The sequence below is a fragment of the Arenicella xantha genome (assembly GCF_003315245.1).
Classification (GTDB): domain Bacteria; phylum Pseudomonadota; class Gammaproteobacteria; order Arenicellales; family Arenicellaceae; genus Arenicella; species Arenicella xantha.
Genome location: NZ_QNRT01000004.1, coordinates 267,180 through 291,157, shown reverse-complemented (window position 1 = coordinate 291,157; position 23,978 = coordinate 267,180). Strand labels below are relative to the sequence as shown.

At 47.3% G+C, this 23,978-nt stretch carries 21 protein-coding genes and 2 tRNA genes; 7 read left to right on the top strand and 16 right to left on the bottom strand.

The window, feature by feature from the left end; translation table 11 throughout:
• The first annotated feature begins 61 nt into the window (after window positions 1–61).
• Window positions 62–1,435 (top strand): phosphomannomutase/phosphoglucomutase, encoded by a 1,374-nt coding sequence (locus DFR28_RS14970; protein WP_113955185.1) that lies wholly within the window; start codon window positions 62–64, stop codon window positions 1,433–1,435.
• A gap of 51 nt (window positions 1,436–1,486) precedes the next feature.
• Window positions 1,487–3,286 carry a chloride channel protein gene (locus DFR28_RS14965; protein WP_113955184.1) on the top strand — a complete coding sequence of 600 codons (1,800 nt, stop codon included), beginning with the start codon at window positions 1,487–1,489 and terminating at the stop codon, window positions 3,284–3,286.
• 73 nt (window positions 3,287–3,359) lie between these two features.
• Here DFR28_RS14965 and DFR28_RS14960 read toward each other — a convergent pair whose 3' ends face one another.
• The 10 genes from DFR28_RS14960 to glpK all read right to left on the bottom strand — a co-directional run bounded on the left by DFR28_RS14960 (window position 3,360) and on the right by glpK (window position 13,092).
• Window positions 3,360–3,788: a hypothetical protein gene (locus tag DFR28_RS14960; RefSeq protein WP_113955183.1), complete on the bottom strand. Its 429-nt coding sequence runs from the start codon at window positions 3,786–3,788 to the stop codon at window positions 3,360–3,362.
• A gap of 395 nt (window positions 3,789–4,183) precedes the next feature.
• Window positions 4,184–4,260, bottom strand: a tRNA-Arg gene (locus DFR28_RS14955).
• A gap of 94 nt (window positions 4,261–4,354) precedes the next feature.
• Window positions 4,355–4,447: transfer RNA gene (locus DFR28_RS14950), tRNA-Ser, on the bottom strand.
• Between the two features lie 45 nt (window positions 4,448–4,492).
• Complete coding sequence (csrA, locus tag DFR28_RS20090) at window positions 4,493–4,768, bottom strand: carbon storage regulator CsrA (RefSeq protein WP_113955182.1); 276 nt, start codon at window positions 4,766–4,768, stop codon at window positions 4,493–4,495.
• 275 nt (window positions 4,769–5,043) lie between these two features.
• A complete protein-coding gene (locus DFR28_RS14940; protein WP_113955181.1) occupies window positions 5,044–6,261 on the bottom strand; it encodes an aspartate kinase in 1,218 nt (405 codons plus the stop codon).
• A 192-nt stretch (window positions 6,262–6,453) separates the two neighbouring features.
• On the bottom strand, window positions 6,454–9,057 hold the full coding sequence (gene alaS / locus DFR28_RS14935) for an alanine--tRNA ligase (RefSeq protein WP_113955180.1): 2,604 nt from the start codon (window positions 9,055–9,057) through the stop codon (window positions 6,454–6,456).
• Between the two features lie 314 nt (window positions 9,058–9,371).
• Window positions 9,372–10,124, bottom strand: a complete 753-nt coding sequence (locus DFR28_RS14930) for a regulatory protein RecX (RefSeq protein ID WP_113955179.1) — start codon at window positions 10,122–10,124, stop codon at window positions 9,372–9,374.
• An 86-nt stretch (window positions 10,125–10,210) separates the two neighbouring features.
• Complete coding sequence (recA, locus tag DFR28_RS14925) at window positions 10,211–11,269, bottom strand: recombinase RecA (RefSeq protein ID WP_113955178.1); 1,059 nt, start codon at window positions 11,267–11,269, stop codon at window positions 10,211–10,213.
• A gap of 139 nt (window positions 11,270–11,408) precedes the next feature.
• Window positions 11,409–11,618, bottom strand: a complete 210-nt coding sequence (locus tag DFR28_RS14920; RefSeq protein ID WP_113955177.1) for a SlyX family protein — start codon at window positions 11,616–11,618, stop codon at window positions 11,409–11,411.
• Window positions 11,611–13,092, bottom strand: coding sequence for a glycerol kinase GlpK (gene glpK / locus DFR28_RS14915; protein ID WP_113955176.1), 1,482 nt, complete (start codon window positions 13,090–13,092; stop codon window positions 11,611–11,613). The genes DFR28_RS14920 and glpK overlap by 8 nt, the downstream gene beginning before the upstream one ends.
• A gap of 109 nt (window positions 13,093–13,201) precedes the next feature.
• Here glpK and DFR28_RS14910 point away from each other — a divergent pair, with 109 nt between their 5' ends.
• From DFR28_RS14910 to DFR28_RS14900, 3 genes are read left to right on the top strand one after another with little or no spacing between them, the layout of a single operon-like run.
• Window positions 13,202–14,176, top strand: a complete 975-nt coding sequence (locus DFR28_RS14910) for an NAD(P)-dependent oxidoreductase (protein ID WP_113955175.1) — start codon at window positions 13,202–13,204, stop codon at window positions 14,174–14,176.
• Between the two features lie 57 nt (window positions 14,177–14,233).
• Complete coding sequence (locus DFR28_RS14905) at window positions 14,234–15,484, top strand: valine--pyruvate transaminase (RefSeq protein WP_113955174.1); 1,251 nt, start codon at window positions 14,234–14,236, stop codon at window positions 15,482–15,484.
• Between the two features lie 60 nt (window positions 15,485–15,544).
• Window positions 15,545–15,937 carry a hypothetical protein gene (locus tag DFR28_RS14900; protein ID WP_113955173.1) on the top strand — a complete coding sequence of 131 codons (393 nt, stop codon included), beginning with the start codon at window positions 15,545–15,547 and terminating at the stop codon, window positions 15,935–15,937.
• Between the two features lie 132 nt (window positions 15,938–16,069).
• On the opposite strand, the gene DFR28_RS14895 is transcribed toward DFR28_RS14900, so the two are convergent.
• From DFR28_RS14895 to DFR28_RS14880, 4 genes are read right to left on the bottom strand one after another with little or no spacing between them, the layout of a single operon-like run.
• Window positions 16,070–17,815 carry an alpha-amylase family glycosyl hydrolase gene (locus DFR28_RS14895; protein WP_113955172.1) on the bottom strand — a complete coding sequence of 582 codons (1,746 nt, stop codon included), beginning with the start codon at window positions 17,813–17,815 and terminating at the stop codon, window positions 16,070–16,072.
• Between the two features lie 30 nt (window positions 17,816–17,845).
• Window positions 17,846–19,075 (bottom strand): glycosyltransferase family protein, encoded by a 1,230-nt coding sequence (locus DFR28_RS14890; protein ID WP_113955171.1) that lies wholly within the window; start codon window positions 19,073–19,075, stop codon window positions 17,846–17,848.
• A gap of 38 nt (window positions 19,076–19,113) precedes the next feature.
• Window positions 19,114–19,959: an HAD-IIB family hydrolase gene (locus DFR28_RS14885; RefSeq protein WP_113955170.1), complete on the bottom strand. Its 846-nt coding sequence runs from the start codon at window positions 19,957–19,959 to the stop codon at window positions 19,114–19,116.
• Entirely contained in the window at window positions 19,956–20,861 is a 906-nt protein-coding gene (locus DFR28_RS14880) for a phosphoribulokinase (protein WP_113955169.1), read from the bottom strand. The genes DFR28_RS14885 and DFR28_RS14880 overlap by 4 nt, the downstream gene beginning before the upstream one ends.
• A gap of 211 nt (window positions 20,862–21,072) precedes the next feature.
• Between DFR28_RS14880 and rimO the strand changes: the two genes are divergently transcribed.
• The gene (gene rimO / locus DFR28_RS14875) at window positions 21,073–22,404 is read left to right on the top strand and encodes a 30S ribosomal protein S12 methylthiotransferase RimO (protein ID WP_113955168.1); all 1,332 of its coding nucleotides are present in this window, start codon (window positions 21,073–21,075) and stop codon (window positions 22,402–22,404) included.
• A gap of 95 nt (window positions 22,405–22,499) precedes the next feature.
• Here rimO and orn read toward each other — a convergent pair whose 3' ends face one another.
• Entirely contained in the window at window positions 22,500–23,063 is a 564-nt protein-coding gene (gene orn, locus DFR28_RS14870; RefSeq protein ID WP_281268395.1) for an oligoribonuclease, read from the bottom strand.
• A 65-nt stretch (window positions 23,064–23,128) separates the two neighbouring features.
• On the opposite strand from orn, the gene DFR28_RS14865 reads away from it, so the two are divergent.
• Window positions 23,129–23,488, top strand: a complete 360-nt coding sequence (locus DFR28_RS14865; protein ID WP_113955166.1) for a 4a-hydroxytetrahydrobiopterin dehydratase — start codon at window positions 23,129–23,131, stop codon at window positions 23,486–23,488.
• 71 nt (window positions 23,489–23,559) lie between these two features.
• On the opposite strand, the gene DFR28_RS14860 is transcribed toward DFR28_RS14865, so the two are convergent.
• On the bottom strand, window positions 23,560–23,940 hold the full coding sequence (locus DFR28_RS14860; protein WP_113955165.1) for a YigZ family protein: 381 nt from the start codon (window positions 23,938–23,940) through the stop codon (window positions 23,560–23,562).
• Between the last annotated feature and the right edge of the window lie 38 nt (window positions 23,941–23,978).

The window sequence follows — 23,978 nt, the reverse complement described above, 5'->3', positions numbered from 1 at the left end:
CATTCAGAATTAAATCGAGACTCCAACAAACTAACCTGCTAGCTAAACTACACATAACAATATGACCTTTCCACACTCTATATTCAAAGCCTACGACATTCGTGGCATTGTCGACGACACACTCACTGAAGAAATAGCCCACCAAATCGGCCAAGCGGTCGGTTCAGAAGTGCTCGCGCAAGGTGGAACCAGCATTGTCATTGGTCGTGATGGCCGCTTGTCTGGCCCTCGACTCAGCAACGCGCTGTCTAATGGGTTACGCGCATCTGGGGTTAACGTGGTCGACGTCGGTGTGGCACCATCTCCGGTTGTCTACTATTCGAGTTACGCTAAAGATATACCATCGTGTATTGCGATTACCGGCAGCCATAACCCGCCTAACTACAATGGTTTCAAAATGGTAGTCGAAGGCGTTACCTTGTCGGCCGAACGAATCCAAGACCTCAAACGACGCATTATCGAGCAAGACCTCGAACATGGCGCTGGCGACTACCAAGAACAAGAGGTTATTCCGCAGTACATCGCTCGCATTGTCGATGATGTGAAACCAGCACGTCGCATGAAAATCGTAATCGATTGCGGAAATGGCGTGGCGGGGGCCACCGCACCGGCAGTGTTTAACGGATTAGGATGTGAGGTAATTGAACTTTTCAGCGAGATAGACGGCAACTTCCCGAACCACCATCCAGATCCGAGCCAAATCGAAAATCTGCAAGATTTAATCAAAGCCGTGCAACAACATAACGCCGAGTTTGGCTTAGCCTTTGATGGTGACGGCGACAGATTAGGCATTGTGACATCCCAAGGCGAAATCGTTTGGCCTGATCGACAGATGATTCTGTTCGCCCGCGACATCTTAGCTCGCCAACCAGGCAGTGAAATTATTTACGACGTTAAGTGCTCGCGCAACCTGCCAATCGAGATAGAGGCTGCCGGTGGCGCCGCCACAATGTGGCGCACTGGCCACTCGTTTGTTAAAGCAAAATTAAAAGAAACCGGTGCCGCACTTGCAGGTGAAATGAGTGGTCATATCTTCTTCAAAGAACGCTGGTTTGGGTTCGACGATGGGGTTTACGCCGGCGCTAGACTGATCGAAATTTTATCAAAAATGGAGCAAACACCACTTGAGGTATTTAACAGCCTACCGAACAGCATTAACACACCGGAACTACGCATCGAATTTGCCGAAGGCGAGCACTACGCCTTTATGGATAAATTAGCCGCATCAGCGGACTTTGATGACGCCGTGGTTAGTAAAATTGATGGTCTAAGAGTCGACTATAACGATGGTTTCGGACTCATCAGGCCGTCCAATACAACACCAATATTAGTATTACGCTTTGAAGCCGACAGCAACCAGGCTCTCGACAGAATCCAGCAACAATTTAAATCCATGATCCATCAGATCGATCCGACCATCGCCACACCGTTCTAGATAATTCCCGGTATTGTTTTAATAACTCCCTAATATACGCTACGTCAATACATGCCTATTCAAGACCGATTCAATACATTCACCGCGTTTGTTAAACGCGGTTATGATCGGTTGCTCGAGGCACAACAGGTACGATTGGCCGGTCACGTAGAGGGCCTGCCCATGTTAGCCCTGCTCGGCTTGGTCAGTGGGTTTGTCTGTGGTGGCATCATAATTTTGTTTAGGCTGGTAGTCGAACACGGAACCGCTGCGGTGGTACCGAATGGATCAATTGAAGGGTTTGACTCACTAAGCCCAATCGCTCGCCTAGCACTCTGCATCGCGGGCGGCCTCAGCGTCGGCTTATTACTACAACTCCTTAAGTCTCGCGCCCGTGACGTGGGCGTTGTGCATGTGTTAGAGCGCCTTGACTACCATCAAGGTCACCTACCTTTACGCAATACCGTAGTGCAATTTATCGTAGCGTCGATTGCGCTCATCTCCGGCCAATCGGTCGGCCGTGAAGGACCTAGCGTGCACTTAGGCGCAGCTGGTGGCAGTTTACTCGGTCGCTTACTTAGAGTTCCCAACAATGGCGTTCGCATCCTCGTAGGCTGTGGGGTTGCTGCAGCAATTTCAGCCGCATTCAATACGCCCCTTGCTGGCGTTATCTTTGCGATGGAAGTGGTGATCATGGAATACACTGTGATTGGGTTCACGCCAGTGATATTAGCCGCTGTGAGTTCCGCCACATTAACCCGCATGCTGTTCGGCGACGATTCGGCCTTTACGGTGCCGCCAATGGCCAGCGGCGCGCTGATCGAACTTCCAGTAATTGCAATGTTAGGCGCCTTAGTAGGTTGTTTAGCGGCCGCATTTATTCAGCTCACCTTACTCACCAACAGCATATTCGGTAGTAAACCTATCTGGCTCCGAACGTTGAGCGCCGGTATATTTACAGGACTAATCGCATTCTTTCTTCCAGCGATCATGGGGCTCGGGTATGAAACTATTAATGGCCTGATAGCCGCACAATTTGGTCTCGGACTAGTATTAATCTTGGTCGCGGCCAAACTGATAGCCACGTCGGTTTCAATCGGCTTAGGCATGCCAGCAGGCATCATTGGGCCAACTCTGTTTATTGGCGCCGCCGCTGGCGCCGCAATTGGTGTTGCCATGGGCGCGTTTGGCTGGAGCACTTCATCGATCGGCTTCTATGTGATTTTAGGCATGGCCTCAATGATGGCCGCAACCCTGCAAGCCCCACTCGCCGCATTGATCTACTTATTAGAACTGACCAGTAGCCAAACGGTCATTTTACCGGGTATGACAGCGGTAATTACGGCATCGCTGGTCACAAGAATCGTATTTGGTCGTTCGTCAATATACCGCCATCTGATGCTAAGTCGCGGCCTAGATTATCGCAACAGCCCCCTCTCAAAAGCGCTAAGGCGCATCGGTGTGGCCAGCGTCATGGATCGCGACATATTGCAGCAAGCCGGCTCGATATCGGGGCTGCAAGCTGAAGAACTGCTCAAGCTTGAACCGCGCTGGATTTTACTCAATGACCCGCACAATCGATTAAAACCTAGCATTCTGCCGGCAACCGACTTAGCTCGACATTTAAACGAACTACAAACCAACAATGCTCAATGGAATAAATCTCCGGATTATTTAGATCTCTACAAGATACCCGCAAAACGACTCGACACCGCATCAGTCACGATCGTTGCGACGCTCCAAGAAGCACATGAGAAAATGCAGTTTGAACAATGTGAAGTACTTTACATCACAGGCGCTCACGGCGAATCTAAGCGACGAATCTACGGCGTGGTGACACGTGAACACATTGAGAGCAGTTATCGCGTGTGACGGCCTTGTGGGCCCAACACGCCACCACACTTAACTTCACAAGCTTCTAGTTATCATCACAGATATCGCAGCCTCACTGCGACGAATGCCGATGGACAATAGTTTTACACCAAACTATGAATGACCGAATCCCGAAACCAATAAATAAGAAAAAGAAACCAGCCATAAAGTACGGTGCACTCGATACAACTGATAACGCTGGTGCCCACGGGAAATATTTAATTGATAATGATTCGCCATAACCAGAGATTGCCAAACCCCAGCTGCGATATTTCTTAGACGCTACTTCATACTGATATTCGGCAACCAATAATGAAGACGAGCTTCCATTGAAATTACTATGCGGCAAACCACTATAGCCTTGCTGGTGGAACACTAATTGGAGCACCGATATAACATCGGCTTCGATGGTTTGGAAAAATAAACTTGCAAAGCCAATAATGAAAAAGGATGACGCCGTCGCAAGCAGCAACTTTACCGGCATGCTGAACTTAAATTTCATGGTTTGGCTTTTTTCATTTCAATAATAATTCAATTTTTAAACGTCCCACCGCCAGCAACGTATTGATGTCCCTGGCCGGCCTTGAGCCGATTGACGATAAGCATTTATAGCGTTTACTTTAATGAATCATCCAGCTCTTGCCCAGCCTCTCAATCTGGTTCCGAGATATTTTCTTTTTCTAATACTATCTCTAGGCAAGTAGTACTTAATTCCGCTTATCTGTAACGGCGCGCATGGAAGGATTACTCACGGCATCCATGCGTTTCGCCCTACGGGCAGCCTGCGGCTGGTCAAAATCGCTCCAGGCGATTTTGTTGAACGTGAGGCTCTCATCATACTCTCATACACAGCAAACAAAAAAGCCCCGTTATCTAAGATAACGAGGCTTTCGTGTTTGGCGCGCATGGAAGGATTCGAACCTCCGACCACCTGGTTCGTAGCCAGGTACTCTATCCAGCTGAGCTACATGCGCGTGTCTTTTCAAGGTTGCGAAGATTAATCGAAACGAGTTCAATAATCAACGCTTTTTTAAAAAAATAGCGTCCGAAAACGCTACTTCATTTTAATGGCGGAGAAGGAGGGATTCGAACCCTCGATAGAGCTATAAACCCTATACTCCCTTAGCAGGGGAGCGCCTTCAGCCACTCGGCCACTTCTCCAATTTCAGCAGCAGCGATTCTACACTAACACCGCATAAAATTTCACTACTTATTTCCAAACGTATCTTCGTCGCTGAAATAAGCCGCTCCACGAAGGTCGTGGTCACTACTATACTCTTCAGCAGCGTCAGGCTGGTCGTCATCCCCTTCCATCCGCTCTTCACGCTTGATACGTTGATAAATCTCTTCACGATGAACAGGCACATCTCGTGGAGCATTGATTCCAATTCTCACTTGATTGCCTTTGATGCCAAGAACAGTTACTTGAACATCATCACCAATGTTTAGAGTCTCATTAATACGTCGAGTCAAAATTAACATTACTATCTCCAATCTAAATCTGTCTAGATTTACTCCAATATGGCGCAAACCCAAAATAACCCTAGCAAAGCTTGTCTCCCACAACCCGACCTTGCTTCAGATCTACTCATAGACAGGTGGGCGTATTATATGGAAATAAAAAATGATTTCTAGACTTATTGTTGGTTATTTTCAACACACGCCGCACCCGACTTGTTTTCACGTTAGCACACCGAAAAACAAATAAATGTGCATATTGTTCACAACTTAAGCCAGATCCTTAATGTGATTAAAATTTAAGCTAAATTAAACGCCTCATGTAGCGATTGGACAGCCAAATCAAGCTTATCTTCTTGAATTATTACCGAAATTTTAATTTCGGAAGTCGAGATCATCTGAATATTGATATCTTTATCAGACAAGGTCTTAAACATTTTGTTTGCCACGCCACTGTGTGAGCGCATACCAACACCGACAATAGACACTTTCGCGATCTTGTCGTCACCTTTAATATCTCTAGCACCTAAGGTGTCGACTAATGAGTCCAATAGTTCCATACACGCAGGGTAATCCCCACGAGGAACGGTAAATGTGAGGTCAGTTAAGCCCTTGGCACTGGCGTTTTGAATAATCACATCGACGTTTATATGCGCATCTGAGATAGGACCTAACACACGATGAGCAATACCAGGATGGTCCGGAATGCCGCGTATGGTTAATTTTGCCTCATCACGTTGAAACGCAATTCCTGAAATCAATGGTGCTTCCATTGCGGTACCCTCTTCTTCATAGGTAATTAGCGTGCCTGGCCCATCTACAAAGGATGACAATACACGAAGTGGAATTTTATATTTCCCAGCAAACTCGACGGATCGAGTCTGCAAAACTTTGGCACCGAGGCTCGCTAATTCAAGCATTTCTTCGGCGGTAATTGTGTCGAGTCGTCGAGCTTCAGGCACAACGCGAGGGTCGGTTGTATAAATACCGTCAACATCTGTATAAATTCGACACTCATCGGCTTTAATCGCCGCGGCAATAGCAACAGCGGTGGTATCTGATCCGCCACGTCCTAGTGTGGTGATATTGCCGTCAGAATCGACACCTTGAAAACCAGCAACAACGACTATTCGACCTTTGTCGAGGTCATTAATTATTTTGGCGCTATCAATATTGGTGATTCGGGCTTTCGAATGCACATTGTCAGTTTTAATTGAGACCTGACCGCCCGTGTAAGAACGCGCATCGTTCCCTCTGGTGTGCAATGCCATGGAGAGTAGTGCTATCGTGACCTGCTCTCCTGTGGACACCAGCACGTCCATTTCTCGCGGCGACGGTTTATCGGTAATAGCACTAGCTAAACCAATAAGGCGGTTTGTCTCGCCGCTCATAGCGGACACCACCACCACTAGCTTCTCACCGGCCGCATGTTTAGCAAGCAAGTGATCGGCCACCGCGTTGATTCGTTCAACACTTCCAACAGAGGTGCCGCCAAATTTTTCAACAATCAATGTCATCGAACAATCTCAATACCAACCATGAATAACAAGGCTGGTGGGTATAAATAAAAAGCGAAGCGCGATTAAACATGGTTTATGAGGCACTGTAAATCCTTCTCAGGCAATTAGCGCACTAATTCATCAGATGCTCACAAAACACCCATACTTGCTTCGCTTATTGGCTTAAATACACCCTATAACATTGATCGTTTAGCTCTGGGCGACTACCCAAGGCTCTACCGCATCAAGACAGACTGTCAAGTTCGACGCATCAGGAATGCCTCCTTCCGCCATATCGGGGCGGCCACCGCCACGACCATCAGCCAAAGCGGTTATGTGCTGGATAATCTTACCCGCCGGATACGCTTTAGAAATTGACTTTGACACACCGGCTGATAGCTTAACTTTACCGTCGATTTCAGCACCCAACACAATAATGCCAGCTTGGTGCTTATCTTTAAAACTATCTATAGTTTGGCGCAAAAGATCTTTGTCTGCCCCTTCAAGCACCGCAGTCAACAACGAGATCTCCCCCACTGTTTTAACTTTAGACTCTAGATCACTACCGCCAGCACCACTCGCGAGCAAAGTTTGTAGCTTCTTCTTGTCAGCTTCTAAAGATTTCAGATTTCCTTGCAGTTGTTCGATTCTTTTCGACAAACTTGCCGGATCGGTCTTCAACATGCCAGCCGCATTGCGCAGCATAGAAGCTTGCTCGTTAGCCCATGCTACTGCACCACGACGAGTGACAGCCTCAATTCGACGCACTCCAGCCGCCACACCTGACTCGCTGATGATCTTAAATAAACCAATTTCAGAGGTATTACCAACGTGGGTTCCTCCGCACAATTCTAGCGAGAACTGCCCCATTGAAATGGTCCGAACCTCTGCACCGTACTTTTCTCCAAAAAGGGCTTCTGCGCCAGCCGCCTTAGCTTGATCAATTGCCATTATCTCGGAGCTTACCGTTTGCTGGCTAAATATCTCCGCATTAACTAAGCCTTCTATTTCAGTAATTTGCTCGGGGCTTACAGGAGCGTCATGCGAAAAATCAAAACGTAAGCGTTCGGAATTGACCAATGAGCCCTTCTGTTGCACATGCTTACCCAATACTAATTTAAGGGCAGCATGCAATAAGTGTGTGGCCGAGTGATTTGCTTGGGTCGCATGCCGAGCCTCGGCATCAACGCTAATCTGCACCTGATCGCCAACCGACAAATACCCATCAACGACTCGGCCAATGTGATAAAAGGCTCCATTCGGTGCTTTACGACAGTCGTCAATAGCAACCGTGCCTGAATCTGATTTGAGTATTCCAGCGTCACCAACCTGTCCACCGCCTTCTGCATAAAATGGCGTGGTATCTAACACCACGATAATGTCAGATTCAGACTCCGCGCGCGCTACATCATCACCACCCAAATTGATTGCTAACACGTTTCCTGAGTTGGTCAAGTTATCGTATCCAACAAACTCAGTAGGTGCTTCTACCTGAATCACAACCGAATCTTGTGCAGCGAATTGACTACTAGCGCGTGCGCGCTCACGCTGTTGCTCCATTAATGCTTCAAAGCCAGCTTGATCAATTGTTAAGCCACGCTCTCGAGCAACATCCGCGGTTAAATCCGCGGGAAATCCATAGGTATCATAAAGCAAGAAAACCACATCACCTGGTAACTGCTTGCCCGATATCTCAGAAGCTTTTTGGTCAAGTATCTTTAATCCTTGATCTAACGTCTCAGCGAATCGAAGCTCCTCTTTTTTTAGCGCGTCTTCAATCACACTCTGCTGCTCTATAAGCTCTGGATAAGCCGCACCCATTTCCTTTACCAATGCGGCAACCAATTTATAAAAGAAAGGCGTCTCGCCGCCCAATTGATAACCATGACGTATAGCACGACGAATAATTCGTCTCACAACATACCCTCGCCCTTCCCGTGATGGCAGAACACCGTCAACGATTAGAAAAGAACACGAACGGATATGGTCGGCGATTACCCGCACCGAATGATGCTTACGATCTTGGACACCTAATACTGAACAAATCTCACTAATGAGATTATCAAACAAATCAATTTCGTAATTGTTATTCACATGTTGCATAACGGCGGCAATGCGTTCAAGTCCCATACCGGTGTCAACCGAAGGCTTAGGCAGCGGCGTTAACGTGCCGTCACTGGAGCGATCATATTGCATGAAGACGAGATTCCAGATTTCAATAAATCGATCACCGTCTTCATCTGGTGTTCCAGGAGGGCCACCCCAATATTGTTCGCCATGATCATAGAATATTTCACTGCATGGCCCGCATGGACCAACATCACCCATTGACCAGAAATTATCTTTCTCACCGATTCGCGCGAACCGCTCTTCGCTCACGCCCATCTCATTTAGCCATATGTCAGCAGCTTCATCGTCTTTTTCATAGACCGTGACCCATAACTTCTCAGCAGGTAGGCCTAGTTCAACCGTCAGAAATTGCCAAGCAAACTCGATCGCTTCGCGTTTAAAGTAATCTCCGAAGCTGAAGTTCCCCAACATTTCAAAAAAAGTATGGTGGCGCGCAGTGTACCCAACGTTCTCGAGATCGTTATGCTTGCCGCCCGCTCGAACACAACGTTGCGATGAAGTCGCACGAACGTAATCAGCCTGCTGATTACCAAGAAATAAATCTTTAAACTGCACCATGCCAGCATTGGTAAATAACAGGGTTGGGTCATCTCCAGGCACTAAAGAACTACTGGCAACTTGAGTGTGTCCGCGCTCAGTAAAGAATTCCAAAAAGCGTTGTCTTATATCAGCAGTTTTCATCATTATAGTAATCGGAGTTGCCAAATTTGGCGTTTGAGTGGCATAGTTAATATCTAAAACGGAATTTTATTATATCGCCCTAGAGCGACTCACATCCACGAAACAACGAGATGCATGCAAAGTTACAAGTTATGCATAATTCTCTTTCGACGCGAGATTGTAGCGATGCATACGACCTTCAGCAAACACCGTATCGACAAACGCTGTTTACGTGTAGCGGTATACGGGCATCATAGTCGCAAACAAGAAACTAACTGTCAGAAATAGTAGAGCACTTAAAAAGAACGCTAGATTATTAATTTAGCAGCTATCTGTCGCTAGTCTTGGACTACTGTTGGAACCACAATATGAATATGGTCCATGGTGAAGCCACGACCTTGTAAGAACCTAGCTCGCTTCGACCAATCATTATAGTCGCTAACCACCGCATCTCCATACTTTTTATGGTACTGCTTAATCGCCGCGTCTAGCCAATGCCCCGACCGCGCATCAATGTATTCATCAGCAAGGCTAGCTTCAATTCCTTTATTCTGAAGCTCCAACTTAATTTTCACTGGTCCAAAACCGCGTGCAAGCCTAGACCGAGTATAGCTCTCCGCGAATCGATCATTGCTTAGATAGCCTTCGTTAAGCATTTCCTCAATCACCGCATCCACAAGATCGATGAAGCCTTCGGCTTTACTTGATAACTTGGTATGTAACTCCTTTACACTGTGCTCACGCATTGCCAATAAACGAATCGCCTTTGATTGCAATACTAAATACTGTTTCTTTCGAACATCCAGCGCGTCTGCTTCGCCTAAATCCTCAGAAGTAACTGCCAATGACTCGCCGCTTTGAATTGAATCAGCCTGGGAACCCGCTGAACCAGCGGTCAAGTCGCGAGACTGCCTAATTTTACGCAGCCTATCTTCAAGTTCATGAGCATCCCAGCCCTGACTTGTTGTATTTGAATTTTCACGCTGCGTATCCTGGCGAACGCGAAGTTCATCACCTTGATCAGATGATGAACTGGCTTGGCGATTGAGTTGACCTGTCCGTGGTCGCCTTGAAGGCTTAATGATACGCATTCAATTTCTCAAAATATTTGTTTACAAACTACCTATTTGCTAACTATTACTAGCTCAAAAGCCAAGCCAAAACTGCACTACCAAATTTATTCGGCTTCAGCCTTATCAACATTGGCTTTTGACTTTCCTTTAGCTTTGGACCTTTCTTCTTCAACACCTACACCTAGAGCGGCGCGGATCTTTACTTCGATTTCGTTAGCCGTTTCTTTATGCTCTTTCAGATAGTCACGAACATTATCTTTACCCTGACCAATTCGAGTGCCGTCGTAGCTGTACCAAGCACCGGATTTTTCGACAATATTGTGTTCAACGCCTAGCGTGATCAACTCACTCTCTCGCGAAATGCCCTCGTTATAAAGAATATCGAATTCAGTTTGCTTAAATGGCGGGGCAACTTTGTTCTTAACAACCTTTACTCGAGTCTGGTTGCCGTATATTTCATCGCCTTTCTTGATAGCGCCGATACGACGAATATCTAAGCGCACGGACGCATAAAACTTAAGTGCATTACCACCCGTAGTAGTCTCTGGATTGCCAAACATAACGCCAATTTTCATACGAATCTGGTTAATAAAAATAACCATTGTGTTGGCTTTCTGAATGTTAGCCGTCAACTTACGTAATGCTTGAGACATAAGCCGTGCTTGCAGTCCCATATGGGAATCACCCATATCTCCTTCAATCTCAGCTTTTGGTGTGAGCGCTGCGACCGAATCAATAACAATCACGTCAACCGCGGCTGAACGGACCAACATATCGGTAATTTCTAATGCTTGCTCACCAGTATCTGGTTGAGAAACTAAGAGCTCTTCAATGTTGACCCCAAGTCTTTCAGCATACTTAGGATCCAAGGCGTGCTCCGCATCAATGAATGCCGCAGTGCCGCCCATTTTCTGAGCTTCAGCAATAACCTGTAATGTTAGAGTGGTTTTGCCGGAAGATTCTGGGCCATAAATTTCGATTACTCGACCTTTTGGCAATCCCCCGATACCTAAAGCAATATCGAGTCCTAGAGAACCGGTTGGTATGGCTTCAATACCGGTACCAATTCCGTCATCTCCCATACGCATGACCGAACCCTTTCCATATTGTCGCTCAATTTGCGTTAACGCTGCTGCCAGCGCTTTTTGTTTATTGTCGTCCATTATTTTCTCCAACAGGGGTATTTTGTTTGCTCAATTTCAATAACTGTTAATTTATACAGTATAATTAGCAAAGTCAACTAATTGCTTACTGTAATTAGTTTGAATCGTTAATCACGCGCCGGACTCTACCATTATACGCCTAATAATGAGGTGGACGCTCATCGCTGCTATGGCTATCGCCGTCTTCTTGTGACGGCAAACTACGCATTCGCACCACTAAACTTGCGTATTTTGATTTCAGCTCAGCCAGCTCTCGTTGCTGAGCGTAATACTCATCACTCAACTTTACCATTGCGTCTTCTAAGAACGCGACTTTCACCTGCAAGTCATGGAGCGCGTCTTCATTCATCGGACTCTACCCATTGCTTACTTCGTTCAACCGCTTTATTCCATTGCTTTAGTAATGCATCAATTTTTTCTTTAGGTAAACGAGGTTTGAACTCACGTTCTATTTCGCGTACTCGCGACAAATCCTCCAGCGTCCAATAAGCCACTTTGAGCCCCGCTAAATAGGCCGCGCCTAGGGCCGTTGACTCCAATACTTTTGGTCGAACCACTGACTTTTGCAAAACATCCGCCTGAAACTGCGCCAGGAAATCATTAGCAATGGCGCCGCCGTCAACATTAAGCTGGCTAAGAGAAATACCGCTGTCTTTTTGCATTGCCTCAAGTACGTCGTATATTTGATAGGCTAACGATTGCAGCGTTGCCTTGGCGATTTCTGCACGACCAGAGTCACGGGTCAAACCAAAAATCGCACCGCGCGCATACATATCCCAATGTGGGGCGCCGAGCCCAGCAAACGCTGGCACAACAACCACATTACTCTCAGGGTTTGCTTGCGCGGCTAACGCTTCGGAATCACTCGCTGATTCAATAAACTGAAGTTCGTCGCGTAGCCATTGCACCGCGGCCCCCGCAATAAAGACACTACCTTCGAGCGCATAAGTCAACTTACCGTCAATCGACCACGCAATCGTACTTAACAGGCCAGATTGGCTTTTGACTCTTTCTGAGCCAGTATTCATGAGCATAAAACAACCCGTGCCATAGGTGTTTTTTGCCATACCTTTCTCAAAACAAGTCTGCCCAAATAAAGCGGCTTGCTGGTCGCCAGCCACACCGGCAATCGGCACAGATTTCCCTTGAAAACTAACCACACCAAAATCATCCGAACTGCCTTTAACTTCCGGCAACATCGACGCTGGAACCGTAAACAATTCAAGCAACTCAGGGTCCCACTGACCCGAATCAATATTCAGCAACATAGTGCGGGCCGCATTGCTGGCGTCGGTGGCATGCACGGCACCATCGGTTAGCTTCCAAATAAGCCAACTATCGACTGTGCCAAACAATAAATCACCGGCGTCGGCCAGCGACCTTGCGCCTTCGACGTTATCGAGAACCCATTGAATTTTACTAGCCGAAAAATACGCATCGATGACCAGGCCAGTCTTTTGCTCAATCCGGTCTTTCCAACCCGCTTCAGCAATTTCGTCACAGCGCGCCGCGGTGCGTCGATCTTGCCAGACAATAGCGTTGTAAACCGGTTCGCCGGTATGGCGATTCCAAACGATGGTAGTCTCGCGCTGATTAGTGATGCCAATCGCAGCGATATCATCAGGGCGTAACTGATTGGCCGCAACGAGCTTTTGTAGTACACCAAACTGAGTATCCCAAATTTCGTTAGCATCGTGCTCAACCCAACCTGACTTGGGGTAATGCTGGGTAAACTCTTGTTGCTCGACGTCGACAATGTCTGCGTCATGGTCAAACAACACAGCTCGGGAGCTGGTGGTGCCTTGATCCAGAGCGATAATCATTTGTTTTTTCACGCTAATTCTCTTATTTTTATTGATGGCTAATGGCGCTTACCGCGCGTGTCAGTGTACGGGATTTTGACGCGCAAACCAACTGCACTACAATGCAGATATGCAGACTTCTAACCAGCTACCGCGCATTGTCTTTCTGGACCAAAATGGCTTACCAGAACGAATTCGAATAGCGCCTCCGCCCCAACCACACGAGTGGCTGAATTACCCGAGCACTAAACCAGAGCAAATACTGGAACGATGCACCGGGGCTACTATTGTGCTCACCAACAAAGTGCCCATTAGCAAAGCAATTCTCACCGCTTGCCCGACGATTCGGCACATCGCAGTGACCGCCACTGGATACAACATTATAGATATTGATGGGGCACGATCCTTAGGCGTATCGGTCAGTCACGTACCGAGCTACGCCGCAACGACCGTTTCGGAGCATGTAATTGCCAGCGCCCTAATGTTACGACGGCAACTAATTCGCTACCGACAACGTGTAATCGAAGGAGCATGGCAACGCAGTTCCGCTTTCTGCGTGTTCGATCGCCCTATTCTCGACCTTAAAGGTGCCCGGCTCGGCATTATTGGCATGGGCGAAATCGGTCAAGCGACCGCACAACTCGGTCAAGCCCTCGGCATGCGCGTTGCGTACCATTCAAGGTCTGAACACGCGGTACCCTATGACAAGGCAGAAGACTTAAATTCTCTATTGTCGAGCAGTGATGTGCTGAGTATTCATTGCAGCTTAAACGACGCGACGCACAACCTCATAGGCTCAAAGGAACTGGCTCTAATGCCCGCTGGCGCAATATTGATCAACACCGCTAGAGGCGGAATTGTCAACGAGCAAGCGACCCTAGAAGCGCTGCAACAAAACCACTTGGGCGGCATAGCCTTTGATGTATTAGTTGAAGAGCCTCCGCGTGACACCTCGCCCTTACTGTCACTTGCCAAGCATGACAATGTTATCATTACGCCGCATACCGCTTGGGCGTCGGAACAAGCAATGCAGCAGTTAGCGAATACGGTTTCATCTAACGTAACTGCCTTTCTGGCAAACCAAGCATTAAACCTAGTCTCGTGAAATATTCGCCCCCAAGCTAAAACCACTAATTCTCTCAGCAGCAACAGTTTGCACATTATGAAGCTTTCAAAATTCGGAACCAAGTTCACTCGCCAATCAGCCATCAATCAACTTATGGTTGACCTCGGAGAAGCCTATGCGTCAAACCATCCAGACTTATGCATGCTAGGTGGTGGAAATCCTGCTTTTATTCCCGAAGCACAAGCTTTGTTTGGGCGTGAGATGCAAACCTTGATAGAAAATAAATTGTTCGAGCGCATGATCGGTATCTACGATGGGCCGCAAGGTGAGCAGAGTTTTCGCCAGGTTCTCAGCGAGTATCTGAACCGCCAATTCAACTGGAACGTTGGACCAGAAAATATCTCGCTTACCAATGGCAGCCAGAACAGTTTTTTCTATCTATTCAATGCGCTCGCCGGCGACATGCCCGATGGGTCTAACAAGAAAATCATGTTCCCACTTTGCCCTGAATACGTTGGCTATGCTGATGCCGGCTTGAGTGACAATATGTTTATCTCCAACCCACCTAAAATTGAGTTACTGCCCGACCAACAGTTCAAATACCGAGTAGATTTTGAGTCATTAGAGATCGGTGATGATGTGGCGGCAATCTGCCTATCTAGACCGACCAACCCTACCGGCAATGTAGTGAGCGACAATGAGCTAGCCAAACTAAAACTCTTAGCAAAGCAGCACGACATTCCGCTGATCATTGACAATGCCTACGGGCAACCGTTCCCTAATGTGATTTACGCCGACGCCAATCTAGAGTGGGATAACGACACAATTCTGTGCATGTCGCTCTCGAAGTTAGGCTTGCCTGGCGCACGAACCGGGATTGTTATCGCCAACACTGAGGCTACTCAAACCATCAGCGCCTTAAGCGGAATCATTACGTTAGCGCCGAACAGCGTTGGCGCAGCGCTAATGACACGTCTAATTCAAGATGGTGAAATGGAAAACCTCTCGAATAACATCATTAAACCGTTTTACCGCAACAAGCTCGACGTTGCCTTGGCGATCTTCAATGAGGTATTCAACGACTTACCCGTCAGACTGCATAAACCTGAAGGCGCCTTCTTTTTATGGTTATGGTGCGAAAACTTGCCAATTAGCGCGAGCCAACTCTATGCGCGACTCAAACAAAAACAGGTCTACATTATTCCCGGCGAAGCGTTCTTTATTGATATTGACCCGAACTGGTCTCACACTCGTGAGTGCATTCGCATCAATTATGGTCAACCAGAAGATCGAATTCGCCGCGGCTTTGAAATACTTGCGGCAGAACTCCGGTCACTGTACGTGTAGCTAATAGAGTAGTTATATTTAAACTTACACAACACCTCTAAATAGGGAGCTTGCAACACAATGAATAATACCAAACTGGCTAATGCCTTACTGTTTATGCGCTTGAGCGTCGCGCTGGTTTTGCTTATGTGGACCATCGATAAATTTATCAACGTAGGGCACGCCACAGCAGTTTTTGAGAAGTTCTATTTTATTGCAGGATTAGGCGAGTCGATCATGATGGCAATTGCGATTGGCGAGTTAATTCTTATTGGCCTATTTGTCATTGGTCGCTTTAAGAATATTACCTATTTGATAGTGCTGATAATCCATGCAGTTTCAACCCTTGCACCATTTGCAAAATATCTCGACCCTTATAATGGCAACCTTCTGTTCTTTACCGCATGGCCAATGCTTGCTGCTTGCTACGCACTTTATGCATTGCGTGAGTACGACACCAAGTTAAACTTCTAACGCTGAACGGCGTCAGCCGTAGTTAGCAAGAACGTTTTAGCAAGATAGCTAGTAAATACGATGCATCGAAGCCTGAACTCGGCCTAGATGCGTCGTATTATACGTAATCGAACCAGCAGAGCCCGCGCTCGGTTATCGCACGGCTCGGTTGGTAAGCCACACAAAACCATAGGGCGCAATTGACAAGGACTCGTATTCAACCGAGTAGTTGTCGCCCGAAATCAAGTCTTCCCAAAGATCTAAACTGGTTAAATTGATTGAGTTAATGGGAATCACAACCACCTGATCAGTCATATTATGAATACAAAAAACACTCTGATTTCGATTCAAACTCTGGCGCCAGAAAGCAAACACTTCATCACCTAAATGCAACACCGCTTGAAACGCATTCGGGTGAAACGCCGGCTGCTTAACACGAATTGCGATCAAACTTTTAAGCGTTGAAAAACACTGGGCATGATGACTTGTGGCATCTTCTAACTTGCCCGTTAACGCACTGAAATCCCATTTATGACGATTAATGCTGCGATTTTGCCCCGTCAACTCGAGTCGCTCATAATCATTTTGGGTCGCTAGCAAGCTGTGGATATAAATACCAGGCACACCTTCTAATGCCAACATCACCGCATGCGCACAGAGAAAACGTTGTTGCTGCCAGCGATCCGGACCCTTACTGGTACCTTGCAGCGCATCATACAAAGCAACATTAATCTCATACGGCTCATTGCGTCCATCAGCCACCGCGCGCCATGAAATTCGCGCACCGAAGCTCTGCATCGTGTTAACCAATTCATCTAAGTCGCCCTGGCTCAACAAACCATTCGCCGGCCGCAGTCCTATGCCATCATGGCTAGCTATAAAATTAAAATAAAACGTGCCAGTTTGCGCTGGCGGCATACTCATCTGCCAACGTTTAAGATGCTCGCTGGTTCCACTGACTAAGGCATGCAACAACAGTGGTGGCAATGAAAAATTGTAGACCGCATGCGCCTCATTGGCGTTACCAAAATACGATAGATTTTCGTGATTCGGAACATTGGTCTCGGTAATCACAATCGCGTCGTCGGTATGTGCTTCGATCATGGTACGCAGCAAGCGCACAATCTCGTGCGTTTGCGGTAAATGTACACAATTAGTACCGATTTCTTTCCACACAAATGCGACGGCGTCCATGCGAAATATCCGTACACCCTGATCTAAATAGCGGCGAATGATTCGAATCATCTCGATTAACACCGCCGGATTACTGAAGTCCAGATCAACTTGGTCATGGCTAAACGTACACCAGACATGTCGCAGGCCATCGAGTGTTTGTGTTTCACACAATAGCGGTGATGTTCGAGGTCGCACGACATCACTCAAATCGGCGCTCGGATCCGCTTCCACAAAATAGTCTTTACCCGGATCTTTACGTTGCTTAAAGTTCTCAAACCACGGGCTGCGTTGTGAACAATGATTAACGACTAAGTCCGCCATTAAGTCATAATCCTGACCAATTGCTTCAATATCGCCCCAGTCACCAAGGCTGTCATTAACCTGCGAGTAATTGATCACGGCAAAGCCATCATCTGAGCTATACGGGAAAAATGGCAGAATATGAATTCCAGAAATCTCTGGCTTTAGATAAGCGTCACTGAATTTTTTTAGGGTTTTTAATGGTGCTTCGCCAGCCTCGCTAATTGAGTCGCCATAGGTGATAACCCAAATATCGGACTCGTCCCACTTGTTGCGATGCAGTTCGCTCGAAAACGCCTCATGATCTAGATGCATCGCCGCAAAAATTTGATCGGCGAGTTCGGTAGCATCTCGCTCCGGATAAATGCGACAGAGGTGATCAATTACTACCGGCAGTAATGGTCGCGCAACGGAGACACTCATAGAATCTACTCGAATTATAGGTTTGTTAGTTTATATAGCGTCAGAGTATTCCTGCATATCGGCTGTCACGGCCTCACTCAACTCATCAAGAATATCGGGCAAAGCGCTCATGGCACGATTCCAACTGGGAATAAACGGCGTTTCCATGGGGTTTTCTAAAAAGTCATGTCCTGCGTTCAACACATTCTCAGCGAATAACTCAATGGCTGCTTCCTCAGCGTGGATGTCCAAATTGAGGCCATTCATTTGCGCGTCGTTGTAGTAGGTTTCAACGAAGTCCAAAGCGATTCGGTAATACGTGGCTTTGATGGCGCGAAAGGTTTCAGCGTTAAACACCACGCCATTGGTGGCCAGCTTGCGAAATAATGCCTTACAAATATCAATCGACATTTTTGACAGACCTTTGGCGGTATCTTCTGGCGATAGCGACTGATGTTTGTGATCATAAGTATCAGCAATATCGGCCTGGCAAATTCGATTATTGGCGTAGTTACGATTCAATTCTGACAGAACGCCAATTTCGAGCCCCCAATCGCTGGGAATGCGGAGATCGTTAATCACGTCGGTACTAAACGAAAACTCGCCGGCCAATGGATAACGAAAGCTGTCGATGTAGTCTAAATAATCGTTTTGTCCGTAGACCTTCTTGAGAGCTCGGACTAACGGCGTGACTAATAAACGGGTAACGCGGCCGTGCATTTTGCCGCTCGCTACGCGAGCATAAAAGCCCTTGCAAAACTTATAGTTGAAATTGGGGTTAGCCACTGGGTAGAGCAAGCGCGCCAATAGGCTGCGGTCATACGTGACAATGTCGCAATCATGCAAAGCGATTGCTTTGGCACGCTCTGCTGCTAAAACATAACCAAAGCAAAACCACACATTGCGGCCCTTACCCAATTCTTTAGGTGCCAGCTTCTTGGCTCTGAGCTTGGCATCAATAGCTTGTAATCTTGGGCCATCGTTCCACAGGACCTTAAAACTCTGATTAAGAGGTTTGAAAAATTCGAGTGCCTGGCGGTATTGATCTTCGCTGGCTCGATCTAAGCCAATCACAATATCGTCCAAGTAATCAACCTTACTCAATTCCTGCACTATATTGGGTAAGGCGTCGCCTTCTAACTCCGAAAATAGCGACGGCAATACTAGCGCCATTGGGCGCTTCTTTTTAAACGACCGAAGTTCGCCTTCCAGTTCCTCTAAACTGCGCTGACGTAGGTTATGGAGCGTAGTGATAATGCCATTTTGATAAAAATCTGCCATGAATAGTTCGCTTTTAGAGTTATTAGGTTTAATTCACATCAGCTGAGAAGAGTCTCTAGCGCTTCATTCCAACCCACTGGTCCAAAACCGTGAGTTCGAATAATCGGATGTTCGGTGGCCAAGCTTGGATAGTCCGCGATTGGCGAACGCACACAGACAGGAAAGTCTGCGACATTGAGCATAGCCACGTCGTTGTGACTGTCTCCTAAACATATCAACTTCGGCGGAATATTACCATCAGAATCAGGAAACAGCATTTGCGGATGTTGTTTCAGCCACGTTAACGGGCGCGCCTTATCCGTGTGACCTTGTATGTGTATAAAGCGTCCGCCCTTTAGCAAACTAAACCCAGCGGTCGCGACCGCAGCCTCAAACCCAGCAAAGCTTAGGTCATCGTCTTGCCATACAATCGGCTCAGAATACTGTTTTTGTGACGCCAACTCAGCACTCGCCAGATCCAGACCAGTATTGCTCGCTATTTCAGCCGCCGTCCAATCATTAAACCCAGCAAACTGCCAAGTAGTTTCACGTCGCAAAGCACTAATGAAATCTAGAATCGCCGATCGTTTCACACCGAATACTAGGGTCGTTCGCTGCGCGTCTTGAACCACTTCAAACTGATTTTCTGGTAGATTTGAAATATTAATATCCGCGGCATCGAAACTTAGCGCACTGCCGTTCTCTACCACCAATGGCGCCGAAATATCGAGCGCTTGTTGCAACGCCACGACCTCTGCAAAGGTCTTACTGGTATTCAAAATCACCGGCACACCTAGCGTTTTGCAGCGCGTGAGCGCCGGTAACGCGGCGGCGTAGGAGTAAGTATTATGATCCAACAAAGTACCGTCTAAGTCGGTCGACACGATCAAATTAGCACGTGTCATGACTTACTCCTTAGCGATTCGAATTGATGATTGTTATTTAGCGTTAATAGCCAGTCCGCACGCTGCGGCATGGTGGCAAGAGCGTGCTCCGTCAAGCGCTGATAGTGGGAAATAAATCGTTCAATCTGCGCAGGCGTTTGCGCTTGCGACACATCTCGCCCCTGCGCCTGCAAACGATCGATCATCTTCTGCTCTTGCAAGAGTCGCCAGCCATATACGCAAGCAAAGCTCGGAGCTTGTAGCGCGACCAGCACATCCAAACGCGCGAACAGTTCCGCATACTCTTCACTCAACGCTCTATTCACCGACTTTCGCCAAATAAAATCGACATCTTCCAATCGCTCCAGTTGATTCTTTGGCATCGCTAGCGCGCTATCAGGTTCTGCATCAATGCCAACACACCAACCTTCGAGAATAACCACATCGAACGGACCCGTTAGCTGCTGCCATTGACTCGATGGCGCGCGATCATCTACCGACTTATCAAATATCGGCACAGAAAATGTTTGTGATGTCGCGGCAAGTTCGAACATTGTTTGGATCATGCGTACATCATGGGTTCCGGGCACACCGCGTGTCGCGAACAGCGGATGCACCTCACGAGCCATGGTCTCACGCTCCAATTTGGTAAGATAGAAATCGTCAATTGAGGCAACCAACACACGTTTATCAAATTCGTGTTGCAGCAATATTTTTATAAACTCAGCGCAGGTGCTTTTACCGCTGCCCTGAGAGCCTTGTACGCCGACTTTAGTCAACTGATGATTCTCGAGCTGGCTATTTAAGCCTATAGCCAACGGCAGGTAGAATTCCAACACTGAGTTGATAAACTCAGCGGGTAGGCGCTGCTGGTCAATCAACTGGCTAACAGCGGCGAGCGTGGCGGGCTTTAAAGACGACATAAAAAGGCACAACTTGATCCATCGGGGTCTACTACTTTACTTGACCTAAACAGACAATCATAGATCGAGATAGATCTCTTCCGCTCAGAAACCGTCGCTATAGCGCAAATTCGACTCAATATCGGCCTAATGATACGGATTCATTGCCGTTAAAGAGCTTTCGGCAACAGTTGCTTGCGCTATAATCCGCCGCTTAGCGAATGAGGTTTTTATGACAGCTCCAAAAATTGGTTTTATCAGCTTAGGCTGCCCAAAGGCACTGGTTGATTCAGAACGCATTCTGACTCAGCTGCGAGTCGACGGTTACGATATTGTGCCGACATATCAAGACGCAGATATGGTGGTAGTGAACACCTGTGGCTTTATCGACGCCGCCAAGCAAGAGTCGTTAGACACCATTGGCGAAGCCTTAGCTGAAAATGGCAAGGTGATCGTAACAGGCTGTATGGGCGCAACTGAATCAGACATTACCGATGTACACCCGAACGTGCTCGACGTGTCAGGACCCCATGCCTACGAACAAGTAGTCGGCGCGGTAAAATCACATCTGCCGTTTAGCAAGGAATACAACCCGCATCTAGATTTAGTCCCGCCACAGGGTATCAAGCTAACCCCGCGGCACTATGCCTATTTAAAGATTTCAGAAGGCTGCAATCATCGATGTAGCTTTTGTATCATTCCGTCTATGCGTGGAGACCTAGTAAGTCGTCCAGCTAATGATGTCGTCGCCGAAGCCGAAGGGCTGGTGCGCTCCGGCGTTAAAGAGCTATTGGTGATCTCGCAAGACACCTCAGCTTATGGCGTTGATACGCGGTACCGAACCACGTTTCACAATGGCAAACCGATCAAAACTAAGATGCTCGATTTATGCCACGCTTTGTCAGAAATTGGTGGCGAGCAAGCCCCGTGGGTTCGCTTACACTATGTGTACCCCTACCCACACGTCGACGACATTATTCCACTAATGGCCGACGGTAAAATCTTGCCGTACTTAGATATTCCATTCCAGCACGGATCACCAAAGATCCTCAAAGCTATGAAACGCCCAGGTGCTATTGACAATACGCTCAATCGAATCAAAGCGTGGCGACAAGTATGCCCCGACATCACTATTCGCAGCACCTTTATTGTCGGCTTTCCTGGTGAAACAGATGATGATTTCAAACAGCTATTAGACTTTATTGATGAAGCTCAGTTGGACCGCGTCGGCGCGTTCACCTATTCCCCAGTAGAAGGCGCCGCGGCCAACGCCATTGCAAACCCAGTACCCGAAGAGCTTAAAGAAGAACGTTTGGCACAATTCATGGGGCTTCAAGCCGAAATAAGCACCGCCAAGCTTGCCGCAAAAGTAGGTAAGACTATTGACGTGATAATTGATGAAATCGACCAGCAAGGCGCGGTCGCCAGAAGCCAAGCCGATGCGCCTGAAATCGACGGCCTAGTCTATCTAAATGAAGAAGCGCACCATCAACCCGGCGACATTGTGCGGGTAAAAGTGCATGCCAGCGACGAGCATGATTTATGGGCAAATAGCGTTCAATAAGCGGCTATTCACTAATACTAATCGCATCGTCACTAAGCAACAAAGCCACTGCCCATCAAGGGCGTGGCTTTTACTTCTGAACTCTCAGAGTAAGCTTAATAGTCGTCGTTAGAATCCAATAAAACCAAGTTATCGCGGTAATAACGCAATTCCTCGATCGACTCCTTAATGTCATCCAACGCTTGATGACTTGCACGCTTATCAAATCCACCAAGAATACTCGGAGCCCATTGCCGCGCGACTTCCTTAAAAGAACTCACGTCAATATTTCGGTAATGCAGCCACTCACTCAATTCTGGCATGTATTTGTAGAGGAAGCGTCGGTCTTGGCAAATACTATTGCCACATAATGGGGCGCGATTTTTGAGCGTGTGTCGCTGAATAAAGTCGAGTGTCTCGATTTCCGCTTGGCGCTCGGTCACGCGCGAAGCTTTGACCTTGTTAACTAGCCCGGTTTTATTGTGTGTGCGGGTATTCCACTCATCCATGCCATCCAATAACTCCTGTGGTTGATGAATGACAATAACTGGCCCTTCGGCAATCGTTCGCAAATCACCATCGGTGATAATAGTCGCCATTTCGATAATACGATCTTTCTCAGGATCTAGGCCGGTCATCTCAAGGTCCATCCAGACCCAAGCATTATGGTGTTGTGGCACAGGCCATCTCCTTACTATTGATAAAATAGTGGTATAGTTTTAAAAATTAAGCTGGCTAGAATACTATGAACGACGCAATCAATAAACTACTCGCACTAAACTGTCGGGACTATTCTCAAGAAGAGTCCTCATTAAATTTATCTGAAGTAGAGCAATGGCGAAAACTGACACCTGAATGGCAGTTCTGCGCTACTGAAAATGAACTCAGTCAGACCTTTCATTTTGCCAATTATGCTGACACCATTCATTTTGTTAACGCGGTAGCTAAGGTCGCTGAAGCGGACAACCACCATCCTGAAATGGAAGTCAGCTTTAAACGCTGTAAAGTCACGTTTTACACACACACGGTGCGCGGCGTAACACTCAATGATTTTATCTGCGCAGCAAAAATTGATGCCGCACTCCCACAACTTAACGCTATTTAAATTGGGATAATTGAAGTTAGAAGCATCTAACTAATTAATATCCGAAGTTAAGCAATATTCACTCTGATCGACTAGAAGTCAGTGCTAGTCGATCCACCAAACTGTTGCAAATAACTTGTAACGCAAGTTCGCACATGCCGAAATCGGTCCGCGCCTAGATGAACGCCGCCATACCATCGGGTAACAATCACGACTTGGTTAGTTACCCCAGCTCGATCTAACATTGCCAGCATAATCACACCAGCACCGCTCTCTCCGTCGTCGTCTTTGACCGGCTCGCCATCGGCAAACACCACCGCCCAAGTGTTGTGGGTCGCTTTGGCATATTTTTTCTTGCTGCGTAGTTTCTTTAACACCGCCGCCACATCAGCTCGATTCCGCACGGTCGCGCCGCTCACGGAATACTTTGAGCCCTTATCACTAAGCACGTTTTCGATTTGGTTTAATTTCATTATGTCTAAATGAGTTGGCAAAGCCAGTATCGACAGAC